Annotated in this window: 14 protein-coding genes; 1 reads left to right on the top strand and 13 read right to left on the bottom strand. The window is 65.2% G+C overall.

Features of this window, described 5'->3' with window-relative positions; genetic code table 11:
* Positions 1 to 21: 21 nt before the first annotated feature.
* From HF916_RS33540 to HF916_RS33480, 13 genes are all read right to left on the bottom strand, one after another.
* Entirely contained in the window at positions 22 to 2,538 is a 2,517-nt protein-coding gene (locus tag HF916_RS33540) for an ABC transporter permease (protein ID WP_431311462.1), read from the bottom strand.
* A 65-nt stretch (positions 2,539 to 2,603) separates the two neighbouring features.
* Positions 2,604 to 3,215 carry a DUF4126 domain-containing protein gene (locus HF916_RS33535; RefSeq protein ID WP_007175644.1) on the bottom strand — a complete coding sequence of 204 codons (612 nt, stop codon included), beginning with the start codon at positions 3,213 to 3,215 and terminating at the stop codon, positions 2,604 to 2,606.
* A gap of 257 nt (positions 3,216 to 3,472) precedes the next feature.
* Positions 3,473 to 3,793, bottom strand: a complete 321-nt coding sequence (gene sugE, locus HF916_RS33530; RefSeq protein ID WP_168793127.1) for a quaternary ammonium compound efflux SMR transporter SugE — start codon at positions 3,791 to 3,793, stop codon at positions 3,473 to 3,475.
* Between the two features lie 151 nt (positions 3,794 to 3,944).
* Positions 3,945 to 4,643, bottom strand: a complete 699-nt coding sequence (gene kdpE, locus HF916_RS33525; protein ID WP_168793126.1) for a two-component system response regulator KdpE — start codon at positions 4,641 to 4,643, stop codon at positions 3,945 to 3,947.
* On the bottom strand, positions 4,636 to 7,470 hold the full coding sequence (locus HF916_RS33520; RefSeq protein ID WP_168793125.1) for a DUF4118 domain-containing protein: 2,835 nt from the start codon (positions 7,468 to 7,470) through the stop codon (positions 4,636 to 4,638). The genes kdpE and HF916_RS33520 overlap by 8 nt, the downstream gene beginning before the upstream one ends.
* A 164-nt stretch (positions 7,471 to 7,634) precedes the next feature.
* The gene (kdpC, locus tag HF916_RS33515) at positions 7,635 to 8,213 is read right to left on the bottom strand and encodes a potassium-transporting ATPase subunit KdpC (RefSeq protein WP_168793124.1); all 579 of its coding nucleotides are present in this window, start codon (positions 8,211 to 8,213) and stop codon (positions 7,635 to 7,637) included.
* A gap of 27 nt (positions 8,214 to 8,240) precedes the next feature.
* The gene (kdpB, locus tag HF916_RS33510) at positions 8,241 to 10,325 is read right to left on the bottom strand and encodes a potassium-transporting ATPase subunit KdpB (RefSeq protein WP_168793123.1); all 2,085 of its coding nucleotides are present in this window, start codon (positions 10,323 to 10,325) and stop codon (positions 8,241 to 8,243) included.
* Between the two features lie 68 nt (positions 10,326 to 10,393).
* Positions 10,394 to 12,199, bottom strand: a complete 1,806-nt coding sequence (gene kdpA, locus HF916_RS33505) for a potassium-transporting ATPase subunit KdpA (protein ID WP_168793122.1) — start codon at positions 12,197 to 12,199, stop codon at positions 10,394 to 10,396.
* A complete protein-coding gene (gene kdpF / locus HF916_RS33500) occupies positions 12,196 to 12,288 on the bottom strand; it encodes a K(+)-transporting ATPase subunit F (RefSeq protein WP_007583461.1) in 93 nt (30 codons plus the stop codon). Before kdpF ends, kdpA begins: the two co-directional genes overlap by 4 nt.
* Positions 12,285 to 12,398 carry a potassium ABC transporter ATPase gene (locus HF916_RS33495; protein ID WP_120345708.1) on the bottom strand — a complete coding sequence of 38 codons (114 nt, stop codon included), beginning with the start codon at positions 12,396 to 12,398 and terminating at the stop codon, positions 12,285 to 12,287. The genes kdpF and HF916_RS33495 overlap by 4 nt, the downstream gene beginning before the upstream one ends.
* Positions 12,399 to 12,654: 256 nt before the next feature.
* Positions 12,655 to 13,629, bottom strand: a complete 975-nt coding sequence (locus HF916_RS33490) for a quinone oxidoreductase family protein (RefSeq protein WP_168793121.1) — start codon at positions 13,627 to 13,629, stop codon at positions 12,655 to 12,657.
* A 48-nt stretch (positions 13,630 to 13,677) separates the two neighbouring features.
* A complete protein-coding gene (locus HF916_RS33485; RefSeq protein ID WP_012432339.1) occupies positions 13,678 to 14,067 on the bottom strand; it encodes a methylglyoxal synthase in 390 nt (129 codons plus the stop codon).
* A gap of 63 nt (positions 14,068 to 14,130) precedes the next feature.
* Complete coding sequence (locus tag HF916_RS33480) at positions 14,131 to 14,910, bottom strand: SDR family oxidoreductase (protein ID WP_168793120.1); 780 nt, start codon at positions 14,908 to 14,910, stop codon at positions 14,131 to 14,133.
* Between the two features lie 215 nt (positions 14,911 to 15,125).
* Between HF916_RS33480 and upp the strand changes: the two genes are divergently transcribed.
* On the top strand, positions 15,126 to 15,776 hold the full coding sequence (upp, locus tag HF916_RS33475) for a uracil phosphoribosyltransferase (protein WP_012432337.1): 651 nt from the start codon (positions 15,126 to 15,128) through the stop codon (positions 15,774 to 15,776).
* Positions 15,777 to 15,855 lie beyond the last annotated feature (79 nt).

Genomic DNA, 15,855 nt, shown 5'->3' with positions numbered 1-15,855 from the left:
CTCACCAACTAATAAGAAAAATCACGCGTCCCGCAGCGATTGCAACGCCGGCCGCGCCAGCACATGCCGCAAGCTCAGCCAGCCGCCCACGCCGGCACACGCGATGCCGGCTGCAATGCCCGCCGGCAATAACCAGGGATTGAAACTCAGATAAAACTCGAACACGCGCGTCGCCAGCACGTAGCCGATGGCCTGCGCGCCGGCCGCCGCCATCAAGCCCGCCAGCGCGCCCACCGCGACGAACTCGGCGATCTGCACCGCCCGTACCTGACGATGCGACGCGCCCAGCGCGCGCAGCAGCGCGGATTCTCGCATACGCTCATCGCGCGTGCCGGCGAGCGCCGCGTACAGCACGAGCACGCCCGCCGCGAGCGTGAACGCGAACAGGAACTGCACCGCGCCGATCACCTGCTGCAACACGCGCTGCACCTGCGCGAGGATCGGGCCGGTGTCGATGGCCGTCAGGTTCGGATAGGCGGCGATCAGGCCGTCGATGGTCGACTGCTTTTCCTGCGGCAAATGGAAGCTCGTGATAAACGTCGCCGGGAAATCCCGCAATGCCGCGGGCGGCATCAGCACGAAAAAGTTGACCTTGAACGAACCCCAGTCGAGCTTGCGCACGCTGGTGACCGGCGCGTCGATCTGCAAGCCGGTCACGTCGAAACGCAGCGTGTCGCCGGGTTTCACGTTGATCAGCTTGGCGAGTCCCTGCTCGATCGAAATCTGCGGCGTCTTCGTGTCGCCGTACCATGTGCCGGCTGAGAGGCGATTGTCGTCGGGCAGCTCCGTCGTGTACGACAGATTGAATTCGCGATCCACGAGACGCTTGGCGTCGTCGCCCTTGAACGAATCGGGATTGATCGGCTTGCCGTTGATCGCCGTCAGCCGTCCGCGCACCATCGGCGCGAGCACCGTGCCGGACACGCCGTGTGTGTTCAGATATTGCGTTACGGCGTCGCGTTGATCGGGCTGGATGTCGATGATGAATTCGTTCGGCGCATCGGGCGGCGTCGATTTGCGCCAGCCGGCCACGAGGTCGTTGCGCGTCATCGCGATCAGCAACAGGCACATCAGGCCGATGCCGAGCGCGGTGATCTGCAGCGCGCTCGCGCTGCTGCGCCGTTCGAGCGACGCCAGCGCATAACGCCAGCCGATGCTCGCATTCACGCGCTCGCTGCGCACGACGCGCGCCGCGCCCCACAGCGCCAGCCGCGCGATGCACGCGAACACCAGCATCCCGCCCGCGAAGCCGCCCGCCACGATCCCGCCGAGCTTCAACTCGCCCGCCGCGATAATCAGCAGCGCGGCGAATAGCGCGATGCCGAGCGCGTAGGCCGCCCACGCCGTGCGCCCCGCTTCGCCCCATTCGCGGCGCAGCACGCGCACCGGCGGCACGCGCGTGAGCGGCAACAGCGGCGGCAACGCAAAGCCCAGCAACAGCACGAGACCGGCCGCAATGCCTTCGAGCGCCGGCCATGCCGTCGGATACGGGAGCGCGACATCGATCAGACTGCCAAGCCACGTGAGCAACGCCAGATGCCCCAGATAACCGAGCGCCACGCCAAGCGCGCCGCCGATCAAACCCAGTCCCACGAATTCGAGCGTGAAGAGTGCACGTAAAGTCGACTGGCTGACGCCGAGACAACGCATCGCCGCGCAGCCGTCCAGATGCCGGCGCATATACCGATGCGCGGCCATCGCAATCGCCACGGCCGCCAGCAACGCAGTGAGCAGCGAGACGAGCGTGAGGAAGTGGCTCGCGCGATCGAGCGTCTGACGCACTTGCGGCTGGCCGTCCTGCAGCGATTCGAGCGCGACGCCGCGCATCTTGCCGCCGTCCACGCGCTCATGCGCGAACTGCGCGAAACGCGCCACCGACTCGTCCGTGCCCGCGACGAGCAAGCGGTACGTCACGCGGCTGCCGTAGGTGACGAGACCGGTCGACGGCACGTCGTCGGCGCGCAGCATCAGGCGCGGCGAGAAGTTGACGAACGAGAAACCGCGGTCGAGCTCGCGCGTGATCACCGCGCCGATCGTGAAGTTGCGACCGCCTACTTTGACCGCATCGCCGACATGCACCTTCAACGCATCGAGCAGCGCCTGATCGACCCACACCACGCCCGGCGGCGGAATCGACTGAGCCGGGTGGTCCGCGGCGCCCGGCGCCGACGCAATGCGCAACGCGCCGCGCAACGGATAACCGGGCGACACGGCCTTGATGGCAGCGAGCCGCGAGACCGGCTGCGCGCCGGTCGAATTGATCATGCTGGGAAAGATCGCCGTGCTGGCGGTATTCAGACCGAGTGCCTTGGCTTGCCCGGTAAATTGCGGATCGACCGGATGATCGGCCCGCACGATGAAGTCGGCGGCGATCATGCGCCGCGCATCGCGTTCGAGCCCCTGATGCAGCCGGTCAGCGAGAAAGCCGACACTCGACAAAGCCGCCACGGCCAGTACCAGCGCCAGCAGCAGCATCGTCAACTCGCCCGCGCGCCAGTCGCGCGCCGTCATGCGGATGGCCTGGCGCACCAGATCCATGCCGCCGAACCGGCGCGCCGTCGTCGGCAAAGCCGCGCGCGCCGTGGAACCCCGTACCGAATCGCTCAATCGTGCCTGCTCCTGGCAAAGCGCGACACCATGTGCGTCGCCATGCCGCGAAAACCGCCCTGCACCCCACGCCAGAGCCGCGGCAACGCCCAGCCGGCGAGCATCAGGAAGCCCACCATCAACACCAGAAATACGAGCGGCACAAACAACGCGAGCAGCATGCCGCCGAACACGAGTCCGTCTTCAGCGGTCGATGTCACCACATTCGATACCGGTTCCGGCGACAGATTGATCAACGCGCGCGTGCCCGCTTTAGCGAGGTGCGCCGTGCCCGCCAGCGTGCCGCCCGCGAGCGCGGCCACGGTCAGCAGCGCCGGATCGGCATGGCCGAGCGCGCCGGCTGCCAGCACGGCGCCCGCCGGAATGCGGATGAAGGTATGGACCGCGTCCCACAGCGAATCGAACGCGGGGATCTTGTCGGCAAGGAATTCGGTGACGGTGAGCACGCCCGCCACGCCGATGACCCACGGCGAGGACAGCGCGGACAGCGTATCGGGAAGATGAACAAGGCCGAGACGGGCGAACACGCCGGCCAGCAGGACCGTCAGATAGAGGCGCAGGCCGCTGCCCCATGAGAGGCCCGCCGCGAGCGAAAGTGATTCAAGCATGGCCGCCTCCAGGCGCGCTGTGCGTGCCGGGCGCTTCGACGGACCACTAAAGGGGGCCGCACTGAAGTCGTCAGACCCGCGCCAAGCCGGCCGCGCCAAATGGGCCGCGGACAATTTCAGGTTGGATTCAATCTTATTATAGCCACGTTAATTCGCAGAACGAAGAGCGGCGAATAAATGGGCGGCCTAAATGGAGGCGCGAGCCGGGCGCAGGCAGATTGGGTAAAGACGCCCGGCGGCGGTTTGGAATGCGAGGCTCAATGCGCGGAAGACAGCTTCAGGCCGATCAATCCGATCACGATCAGCGCCGCGCTGGCGACTCGCGCGACGGTCAACGCCTCGCCCATCATCACGATCCCGAAGATGAACGCGCCGACCGCGCCGATTCCCGTCCACACCGCGTAGGCCGTGCCGAGCGGCAACTGGCGCATGGCCATGGCGAGCAGCACAAAGCTGCCGAGCGCGGTCACGACCGTGAACACGGACGGCCAGAGACGGGTGAAACCCTCGGAGGTTTTAAGACCGGCGGCCCAAGCGATTTCGAGCAAACCGGCGATTAACAGAAGAATCCAGGACATGAGACAACTCCATGGTCAGATGGGGCCGTCCCCGTTTGTGAAACCGCAAGGTCGTCCTTACGAATTGTAATTGTACCAAAACTGCCCTGATGCCGCCGGCAGCGGGCCGCCGCAAGCGTGTGCGCCCCCGTGGCAAATTACCCACACAGCCTCAAACCGCACCCACCAGCCGGTATCCGACGCCCGTTTCCGTAATGATGTGCTCCGGCTGCGCCGGATCGCGCTCCAGCTTGCCGCGCAGATGCGCCATATAGATGCGCAAATAGTGATGGCTCTCGACATGCGACGGCCCCCACACATCGCGCAGCAACTGGCGGTGCGTCAGCACGCGGCCGGCATGGCGCACCAGCGTCGCGAGCAGCCGGTATTCGATCGGCGTCAGATGGACGACCACGCCGTCGCGGCTCACCTGCCGCAGGGCCAGATCGACGGTTACCGTGCCGAAGCGCACTTGCGGCGATTCGTTCGCGCCGCCCTGATTGCGCCGCCGCATATGCGCGCGAATCCGCGCCAGTAACTCGGACACGCCGAACGGCTTGGTGAGGTAGTCGTCCGCGCCGGCATCGAGCGCGGCGACTTTTTCGCTCTCCTGGGTGCGCGCCGACAGCACGATCACCGGCAGCTCGCTCCAGCCGCGCAGTTCGCGGATGACGTCGAGACCGTCAGTGTCGGGCAGGCCGAGATCGACGATCACCAGATCGGGCTTGCGCGTCGCGGCTTCGACGAGACCCTGCTTGCCGGTTTCGGCGTCGTGCACAACGATGCCCTCGCCTTCCAGCGCCGTTCGCACAAAGCGGCGAATCTGCTTTTCGTCTTCGATCAGGACGACGGTAATGCTGGGGTCACTCATGGCTAGGCTTGGAAAGCGAGTTAAGAGTTGAATCGCCGCCGGAATCGGAGTCAGTCAAGGAATCGGCGCCCTCGTCTTCCAGTGCATCCGGCGCGTCGGGCGGCGTTTCCACCGGCAGCGTGAACCAGAAGCGCGCGCCTTCGACACGGCCGTCCGCCGACACGCGATTGAGCGCGCCGATTGTACCGCCGTGCGCTTCCACGATCGCGCGGCAGATCGCGAGCCCCAGGCCGATGCCCGGCTTGGCCGACTCCTTCTCGCCGCGCGTGAATTTCTCGAACACGCGCGCTTCCATGCCGGCGGGCAAGCCCGGGCCGCTATCGTCGACGGTCACGCGCACGAACGACTTGCCGTCCGCGTCGAGACGCTGCGCGCCGATCGTCAGCGGCGTGGCCGGCGCGGTGTATTTGGCGGCGTTCTCGAACAGGTTGGAGAAGAGGCGCTCCATCAGCACGGCGTCGAGGTGCAAGAGCGGCAGATCCGCGGGCAGTTTCACCTGCACCGGATGATTCGCCAGCACGCGTTTGCACGCGCGCAGCGCGGCGCCGACCGTTTCCTCGAGCAGCGTCCATTGCTGATTCAGTTGCAGACTGCCGGCCTGCAGACGCGCCATGTCGAGCAGATTCGTGACGATGCCGGTCATGCGCAGCGCTTCCTCGTGAATCGCCTCGACCAGCTCACTGTTGGGCTGCGCCTCGGGCGCTTGCGCGAGCATCGACGAGAAGCCGACGATGGTCGTCAACGGCGTGCGCAGATCGTGCGAGATCGCCGACAACAACGAGTTGCGCAGGCGCTCCGACTCCATGTTGACGAGCGCATCGCGCGCGATATCCACGTAATGCACCCGCTCCAGCGCGAGCGCGATCTGCGCGGCGAACGCGTCGAGCATACGCTGCTGCTCGGGCACGTCGAGCTCGCCCTCATCGCGCATTACGACCGCCAGCACGCCGCGCGTGCGCATCGGCGCCTTGAGCGGCAGGTAGAGCGCGGCGGCGGCCGGCAGCGTGTCGGTGCCGTGGCCGGCCGGCTTCTGCTGATCGTAGACCCATTGGCCGACGTCGCTATCGAGCATCTCGCCTTCGAGCGTGATCGCCGCGTCGGGATCCTCGATCTTCTGCTTCACCTGATCGACGCTGTCCGGCAACAGAATCGCGACGCGCGCGCCGAACACCTCGCTCACATGACGGGTGCCGATACCGACGATCTGTTCCATGGTCAACGCCGCGGCCAGCTCGCGCGCCATTGCGTACATCGCGCCGGTGCGCTGTTCGCGGCGCCGCGCCACGCTCGCCTCGCGGCGCAGGCTCGAAGTGAGATGGCTGATCACCAGCGACGTCAGCAGCATGCCGAGGAAAGTCAGCAGATATTGCGTATCGGAGACCGACAGCGACATGCGCGGCGGCACGAAGAAGAAATCGAACGCGGCCACGCTCATGAACGACAGCACCACGCCGGGCCCGCGCCCCAGCTTCACCGCGGCGAAGATCACGCCGAGCAGATACAGCATGACGAGATTGGTCAGATCGATATGGTCGATCAACTGGCTCGCCAGCAGCGTGATGGCCGCGCAGATCAACAGCGCGAAGCCGTAGGCGCGCGGCGGCGAGCGGCGTTCGCGCGCCGCGCTCAGCGCCTCGCGCCATGCGTTCGCGGTGGTGTTCAACAGATGCCGATGCTCGCCGCCGTCGCGCTCGGACGAGGCGCGAATCAGCGTGAGATCCAGATCGGCCGCCTTCTCGGCGATCCGTTCGCCGAGCGGCCGGCGCAGCCAGCGCCTCAAGCCCGTGCGTGCCGACGCGCCGGCCACCAGCTTCGACACGTTGCGGGCCTGCGCGTAGCCGATCAACGCGACGGCTGCGTCGGCGGCCGCCAGCGTGGCGGTTTCGGCGCCGAGTTCCGCGGCGAGTTTCAACGCGTTCAGCGTGCGTTCGCGGCGCTCATCCGGCAAACGCTGTAACGCCGGCGTCTCCACATAGACAGCGATCCAATCGGCCTTCAGGCTGGCGGCGAGACGCGCTGCCGCACGCACCAGCATCGGCGCTTCCGGGCCGGGGCCGACGCACACCAGCAAGCGCTCCCGCGCCTGCCAGATGCGCTGGATCGAACGGTCGGCGCGATACTCATGCATTTGCGCATCGACGCGATCCGCGGTGCGGCGCAACGCCAGCTCGCGCAGCGCGATCAGATTGCCTTTGCGGAAGAAGTTGCGCACCGCACGCTCGGCCTGCTGCGGCATGTACACCTTGCCGTCGCGCATCCGGTCGAGCAGTTCCTCGGCGGGCAAGTCGACCAGCGTGACTTCGTCGGCGCGATCGAACACGCGATCCGGCACCGTCTCCCAGACGCGAATGCCGGTGATCTGGCCGATCACGTCGTTCAGACTTTCGAGGTGCTGGACGTTGACCGTCGTATAGACGTCGATGCCCGCGTCGAGCAGTTCGTAGACGTCCTGCCAGCGCTTCAGATGCCGCGCGCCCTGCACGTTCGAATGCGCGAGTTCGTCGACGAGAATCAGTGCCGGCTTACGGGCCAGCGCGGCGTCGAGATCGAACTCGCCGAGCTTGCGGCCGCGGTACTCGATATGCGCGAGCGGCAGCACGTCGAGACCGTCGAGCAGCGCCGCGGTTTCAGTGCGGCCATGCGTTTCGGCGATGCCGACCAGCACGTCCGCGCCTTCGTCATGACGGCGCCGCGCGGCCTGCAACATCGCATAGGTCTTGCCGACGCCCGCCGACGCGCCGAAAAAAATCTTCAGCCTGCCTCGCTGACGTTTTTCTTCGTCGCGTTGCAGCTTGTCGAGCAACTCATCGGGATCGGGGCGGTTCATGCTCAATGGTTTTCATCGTTGGGCGAGCGTCGGTGAGTGCATGGTGGCACGTCGGCGACGCGGCCGCAAATAACGGGCACTGTTACGTCTATCGCATCACGCTGTCAAAAGGCAAAAGCGGAGTCGCGCGGACGCCGCCTTTGCGAAATACCGCGCTTCGTCGATCAACCGTGCTTCATCTCGTCCAGCGCCAGGTTCAGTTGCAGCACGTTCACGCGCGGCTCACCGAGAATGCCGAACTGACGGCCGCTCGTATAACGGTCCACCAGCGCCTGCACATCGTTCGCTGCGAGCTTGCGTGCCTTGGCAACGCGCTCGATCTGAAAAGCCGCTGCTGCCGGGCTGATCTCAGGATCGAGACCGCTGCCCGACGACGTCACCAGATCGACCGGCACCGGCTTCGACATATCCGTGCCGGCGGCCTTCAATGCGTCGAGGCGGCCTTTGATTTCGTCGAGCAACGCCGGGTTGGTCGGGCCGAGATTCGAGCCGCTCGAACCCTGCGCGTTGTACGGCATCGGGCTGGTGGCCGACAGGCGGCCCCAGAAGTATTGCGGCGCATCGAACTGCTGGCCGATCAGCTTCGAGCCGACCACCTTGCCGTCCTGTTCGAGCATGCTGCCATTGGCCTGATCGCTGAAGGCCGCCTGACCGACGGCGGTCATCACCGCGGGATAGGCAAGTCCGGTCACGGCGGTGAGCACCGCGAAGATCACGATCAACGGACGGAACAGATTTTTCATGATGAGTAATTCCTCTTGAACTAGCGCTTAGACCCAACCGAACGCGGCCAGCACCATATCGATCAGCTTGATGCCGATGAACGGCACGATGATCCCGCCCAAACCGTAGATCAGCAGATTGCGGCGCAGCAGGATCGCCGCGCCCAGCGCGCGATAACGCACGCCCTTGAGCGCCAGCGGAATCAGCAGCACGATGATCAGCGCGTTGAAAATCACCGCCGACATGATTGCCGAGGCCGGCGTGGCCAGATGCATCACGTTCAGCGCATTCAGCGCCGGATACGTCGTGGCGAACGCGGCCGGAATGATCGCGAAGTATTTGGCGACGTCGTTGGCAATCGAAAACGTGGTGAGCGAGCCGCGTGTCATCAGCATCTGCTTGCCAATCTCCACGATCTCGATCAGCTTGGTCGGATTCGAATCGAGGTCGACCATGTTGCCCGCTTCCTTCGCGGCCTGCGTGCCGGTGTTCATCGCCACCGCGACGTCGGCCTGCGCGAGCGCCGGTGCGTCGTTGGTGCCGTCGCCGGTCATCGCCACGAGGCGGCCTTCGGCCTGGTGCGCGCGGATCGTGGCGAGCTTCGCTTCCGGCGTGGCTTCGGCGAGGAAATCGTCGACGCCGGCTTCCGCGGCGATCGCCGCCGCGGTAAGACGGTTGTCGCCCGTCACCATGATGGTCTTGATGCCCATCTTGCGCAGTTCGGCGAAACGTTCCTTGATGCCGCCCTTCACCACGTCCTTCAACTCGATCACGCCGAGCACACGCGCGCCCTGCTCGCTTTTTTCGGCGACCACCAGCGGCGTGCTGCCGCGCCGCGCGACTTCGGCCACGGCGTTGCTGACTTCATTCGGGAAACGGCCGCCGTTGGCTTCGACGTAGTTCTTGACCGCATCGGCCGCGCCCTTGCGAATTTCACGGCCCGGCAGATCGACGCCGCTCATGCGCGTTTGCGCGGTGAACGCGAGGAACGTGGCATGCAGCGAGGCCATATCGCGTTGACGGATGTTGAAGCGCTGCTTCGCCAGCACGACGATGCTGCGGCCTTCCGGCGTTTCGTCGGCGAGCGACGAGAGTTGCGCGGCGTCCGCGAGCGATTCTTCCGTCAAGCCCGGCGCCGGCACGAATTGCGAAGCCTGGCGATTGCCCAGCGTGATGGTGCCGGTCTTGTCGAGCAACAGCACGTCGACGTCGCCGGCCGCTTCCACGGCGCGGCCCGAGGTGGCGATCACGTTCGCCTGCATCATGCGGCTCATGCCCGCCACGCCGATCGCCGACAGCAAACCACCAATCGTGGTCGGAATCAGACACACCAGCAGCGCGACCAGCGCGGTGATCGTCACCACGTGACCGGCTTTCGCCGCGTCGACCGAGAACATCGAGAACGGCAGCAGCGTGGCGGTGGCCAGCAGCATCACGATCGTCAACGCGACCAGCAGAATCGTCAGCGCGATTTCGTTCGGCGTTTTCTGACGCTTCGCGCCTTCCACCATCGCGATCATGCGGTCGAGGAACGCTTCGCCCGGATTCGCGGTGACGCGCACCACGATCCAGTCCGACAGCACGCGCGTGCCGCCCGTCACCGACGAAAAGTCGCCACCCGACTCGCGGATCACCGGCGCGGATTCGCCCGTGATCGCCGATTCGTCGACCGACGCGACACCGTCGATCACTTCGCCGTCGGCCGGAATCACGTCGCCGGTTTCGACCAGCACGACGTCGCCCTTGCGCAGATCGGAAGCCGTCAGAATGCGGATCGGCGACTTCGGATGCGGCTCGTTGAGCTTCTTGGCCATCACATCTTTCTTCGCGCTGCGCAGCGACGCCGCCTGGGCCTTCGAACGGCCTTCGGCAAGCGCTTCCGCAAAGTTGGCGAACAGCACCGTGAACCACAGCCACAAGGTGACCGCGAGAATGAAGCCCGCGGGCGCCTCGGCCTGGCCGCCGAGCGCGGCGATCCAGAGAATGGTGGTGAGAATGCTGCCGACGTACACGCAGAACATCACCGGATTGCGGAACTGCGTGCGCGGCGTCAGCTTCTTGAAGGAGTCCACGATCGCCGGGCGCAGCAGCGCTGGGTCGAACATGGACCGGGTTGCATTATGTTCAGTCATTGAATCCTCGAATTTCCCGTTTGCGCCTTGTCACTCGTTGGTCGCTTGTGTCATCCCGATGGGCCGCCTTAATGGGCGCCCATCATGATCAGATGTTCGACACCAGGACCGAGCGCGAGCGCGGGCACATAAGTCAGCGCGCCGACCAGCAGCACCGTGCCGAGCAACAGCACGACAAACAGCGGACCATGCGTGGGCAACGTGCCGCCCGTTACGCCGATGCGCTTTTTCGCGGCCAGCGAACCGGCAATCGCGAGCACCGGAATGATCGTGCCGAAGCGGCCGAACCACATCGCGATCGCGGTGAGCCAGTTGTAGAACGGCGTGCTCACGGTGAGGCCCGCAAACGCGCTGCCGTTGTTATTGGCAGCCGAACTGAACGCGTAGAGGATTTCGGAGAAACCGTGCGCGCCGGGGTTGGCGATACCCGCCTTGCCCGCGTCGGTGAGCACCGCGATCGACGTGCCGACCAGCACCAGCAGCGGCGTGAGCAGCACGACGATCGACACCATCTTCATCTCGTACGCTTCAATCTTCTTGCCGACGTATTCCGGCGTGCGGCCGATCATCAGCCCCGCCACGAACACGGCCAGCATCGCGAACACGAGCATCCCGTACATACCGGAACCCACGCCGCCGAAGATCACTTCGCCGAGTTGCATCAACAGCATCGGATAGAGGCCACCGATCGGCGTCAGCGAATCGTGCGTGTTGGCGACCGCGCCGCACGAAGCCGCGGTGGTCGCGACCGTGAAGATGCCGGACTGCGCGATGCCGAAGCGCGTTTCCTTGCCTTCCGCATTGCCGCCCGACTGCAGCGCATTGGCCGACTGGTCGACATGCAATGCGGCGATGGCCGGATTGCCGCCCTGTTCCGCGCTGATCTCGCCGAACACGCATACCGCAAACGCGATCGTCATGGCGGCGAGCACGGCCACGCCCTGCTTGCGGTCCGTGATCATGCGACCGAACACCAGCGCCAGCGCGGCAGGGATGATCAGGATCGAGAAGATCTGCAGGAAGTTCGAGAACGGCGTCGGGTTTTCATACGGATGCGCCGAGTTGCCGTTAAAGAAGCCGCCGCCGTTGGTGCCGAGCATCTTGATCGACTCTTGCGAGGCAACCGGACCCATCGCGACGGTCTGCGTTTTCACGGGCGTATCGACCGTGACCGGATTGCCCTTGGCGTCCTTCACCGGGTTGCCTTGTGCGTCGAGCTTCGGCGCGGCGTACGTGGTGGTTTGCAGCGTCGGGACGTCCTGATAGGCCTTGAAGTTCTGCACCACGCCCTGGCTCATCAATAGAGCCGCGACGATCGCCGACATCGGCAGCAAGACGTAGAGCGTCACGCGCGTGATGTCGACCCAGAAGTTGCCGATGGTTTGCGCGGTGTGACGCGCGAAGCCGCGAATCAGCGCGATCACCACCACGATGCCGGTGGCCGCCGAAAGGAAGTTCTGCACGGTCAGGCCGAGCATCTGCGTCAGATAGCTGACGGTTTGCTCAGGCGTGTAGTCTTGCCAGTTCGTGTTCGACACGAAACTGACCGCGGTGTTGAACGCGCCGTCGACCGTCATCGGGCCGAACTGCTGCGGATTGCCCGGCAGCCAGCCTTGCACGCGCAACAGCACGTACAGGAACGCCACGCCGAGCACGTTGAACGCGATCGTGGCGATCGCGTAGTGCTTCCAGCTCATTTCCGTCGACGAATCGACGCCCGCGATGCGATACAGCAAACGTTCGATGGGACCGCCGAAGCGGACCACTCGCGAACTGCCGTCCATCACGGCGCTCAGATAGCGGGACATCGGCACCGCGGCTGCCAGCAGCACGACGATGAAGAGACCCGCTTGCAGGACATTGTTCGAGTTCATTCAATGTCCTCCGCGCGCAACAGCGCATAGACCAAATAGGCGAACAGCAGCGCGGTCGCCGCGCCGGATAACCACAGAATCCAGTTCATGAGCGCGCTCCCTGCCCACGGCGAAACTGCATCAACTTCTCGCAGCCAGCGATTAACGCGAAGGTCAGCGCGGAAAACAGCACCAGCCCCCCGACATACAGCACATCCATTTTTGTTCTCCATTACACGGACTTTGGATAGCCGCAACGTTATGCCGAAGCGTGTAAAGGCCTGGTCAAAGATGGCGTGGTGTATATAAAAATCGCGTAAACGGACAAGGCCGTTCCATCCTGCGATGGAACGGCCTTGGGTTTGCTGGGCCTGGTTTTGGGGCGTGCGACGCCGGTTTGACTTCGGCTCGGGCGCGTCCGCCAATGCGCCTTCGTTTTTATACGGCTGCCGCTGTCGCGCTCATGTCGTCGTGCGTTACGGCAGCAGCACCGTCGAGCCTGTCGTCCGCCGTCCTTCGAGCTCCGCGTGCGCGCGGCCGACATCCGCCAGCGCGTAACGCTGATTGATGCTCGTCTTGACCTTGCCCGACACCAGCACGTCGAACAACTCGGTGGACATCGCCTCGTAGTCGCTGCGTTTGGCGATATAAGTGAACAGCGTCGGACGCGTGAAGAACAGCGAACCCCGTCCGGCGAATTCCGACGAATCGATCGGCGGCAACGGCCCCGACGCATTGCCGAAACTCACGAACAGGCCGAGCGGCGCGAGGCAATCGAGCGAACCCGTAAACGTGTCTTTACCGATCGAGTCGTACACCACCGGCACGCCCGCGCCGTTGGTGATCTCGCGCACGCGCCGGGTGAAGTTCTCGCGCGTGTAGACGATCGCGTGATCGCAGCCGTGCGCCGTGGCGATCTCCGCTTTTTCATCCGAGCCGACCGTGCCGATCACAGTCGCGCCGAGCGCCTTCGCCCACTGGCACACCAGCAGGCCGACGCCGCCCGCCGCGGCCTGGATCAGGATCGTGTCGCCGGCTTTCACAGGATACGTGCGGCGCAGCAGATATTGCGCGGTCAGACCTTGCAGCATCACCGAGGCGGCCTGCTCGTCGGTCAGCGCATCAGGCACTCTCACGACCTGCGCCGCCTGCAGCACGCGCTCCTGCGCATACGCGCCGGGCGGACGCCCCACGTACGCGATGCGATCGCCCACCTTGAGACCGGTCACGCCCGAGCCGAGCGCCGTCACTTCGCCGGCCGCCTCCATGCCGAGACCGCCGGGCAACGGCAACGGATACAGACCCGTGCGGAAGTACACATCGATATAGTTCAGCCCGACCGCCGTCTGCCTGACACGGATCTCGCCCGCGCCCGGCTCACCGACTTCGACGTCGACCCACTTCATCACTTCGGGGCCGCCGGGTTTATCGAATCGGATTGCTTTGACCATCATGTCTCCTTGAGGTTGGTTTGATTCAGGCGTGCCGGGAGCGAAAGCTCAAACCTGTTGCGTGAGGCGCAAGGTCAGCGAGTCGAGCACCATGCGCGCCGTCGAAATGTTGGTCGCGCAAGGAATGTTGTGCACGTCGCACGCGCGCACCAGCGCGTTGATGTCCGGCTCGTGCGGCTGCGGCGTCATCGGGTCGCGCAGAAAGATCACCATGTCCACGCGCCCTTCCGCGAGTTGCGCGCCGATCTGCAGGTCGCCGCCATGCGGGCCGGACAACATCCGCTCGACCGTGAGGCCGTGCGCGTCGGCGATGCGCCCGCCCGTCGTGCCGGTCGCCACGATGTCGCAACGCCGCAGCGTGTCGACGTATTCGCCGGCCAGTTTGACGATGTCGTCCTTTTTATGATCGTGCGCGATCAGCGCGATGCGGGTGGTCATGACGTAAGACTCCTGAAACCGTTGTGATTGTCGTTGTTGTGGTGATGCTTGACTGCGGGCCGCTCAGAACGTGCCCGGATAGGCGCCGCCGTCGATCAGCCAGTTCTGCCCGGTGATGTAGCCGGCGTGCACGCTGCACAGGAAGGCGCAAGCGGCGCCGAATTCCTCGCGCGTGCCGAAGCGGCCCGCGGGGATCGTCTTCGTGCGCTGCTTGCGCGCTTCGTCGACGGAAATGTTTTGCGCCTTGGCTTGCGCCTCGAAGGTGACGCCGATGCGGTCGGTGTCGAACAGCCCAGGCAGCAGGTTGTTGATGGTCACGCCGGTGGGCGCGACCTTGCGCGCGAGTCCCGCGACGAAGCCCGTCAGCCCCGAGCGCGCGCCGTTCGACAACCCGAGCACGTCGATCGGCGCCTTCACCGCCGAACTCGTGATATTGACGATGCGCCCATAACCGTTCGCGCTCATCGAGTCGATGGTCGCGCGAATCAACTCGATCGGCGTGAGCATGTTGCTTTCGAGCGCGCGGATCCAGTCTTCATGCGTGAAGTTGCGGAAGTCGCCCGGCGGCGGCCCGCCCGCGTTGTTGACCAGAATGTCCGGCTGCGGACAGGCGGCGAGCGCAGCGGCGCGGCCTTCCGGCGTGGTGATGTCGCACGCCACCGTCTTTACTTCCACGCCGCTTTGTTTGCGAATCTCCGCCGCGGTCGCTTCCAGCGTCTCGGCGGTGCGCGCGACGATCGTCAGATTGACGCCTTCGGCGGCGAGCGCTTCCGCGCAGCCGCGTCCCAAGCCCTTGCTGGCCGCGCAGACCAGCGCGGTGCGTCCTGCGATTCCCATGTCCATCAGTGTTCTCCTCGTGAAAACGTGGCCATTCGCGGCAAAGTTTCTCCGATTCTAGAAGAATCGGTGCCGGACTGCGCCGGGCCGTTGCAATCTCCGGTATCTTCGGGCGGCACTCTTTCGGTAAACTTGCGCCGTGGCGCGTTCGCCAGCCAGCCGGTTCTCCGGCCGAGCGGCGCGCCGAACCGATCCCTCTAGCCGCCGTTTGCGCCCCCGCCATGACTCAGGACAGCCGTTTCCCCAATCTCTTCATCCTCGATCACCCGCTGATCCAGCACAAGCTGTCGCATATGCGCGACCGGGACACCTCGACTCGCACATTCCGCGAACTGCTGCGTGAAATCACGCTGCTGATGGGCTACGAAATCACCCGCAATCTGCCCATGACCACGCGCCGCCTGACCACGCCGCTCGTCGAGATCGACGCGCCGGTGATCGCCGGCAAGAAGCTGGCGATCGTGCCGGTGCTGCGCGCCGGCATCGGCATGTCGGACGGCCTGCTGGAACTGGTGCCGTCGGCGCGGGTGGGCCACATCGGCGTGTATCGTGCCGAGGATCATCGGCCGGTCGAATATCTGGTGCGCCTGCCGGACCTCGAAGATCGCGTGTTCATTCTGTGCGATCCGATGGTCGCGACCGGCTACTCCGCCGTGCACGCGGTCGACGTGCTCAAGCGCCGCAACGTGGCCGGCGAGAACATCATGTTCCTCGCGCTGGTCGCCGCGCCCGAAGGCGTGCAGGTGTTCCAGGACGCCCATCCGGACGTCAAGTTGTATGTCGCCTCGCTCGATTCGCATCTGAACGAGCACGCGTACATCGTGCCGGGTCTCGGCGACGCCGGCGACCGCCTGTTCGGCACGAAAAACTGAAAGCGGCCTGAAAAGCGCGTGACGGCGTGCGCCAGCCGCCGTCGCCGCGCACTTTTCGCGGCGTTGGCCGCTATCTCGT

This window comes from Paraburkholderia aromaticivorans, assembly GCF_012689525.1.
Classification (GTDB): Bacteria; Pseudomonadota; Gammaproteobacteria; order Burkholderiales; family Burkholderiaceae; genus Paraburkholderia; species Paraburkholderia aromaticivorans_A.
This window is presented reverse-complemented; position numbering and strand designations above follow the sequence as displayed.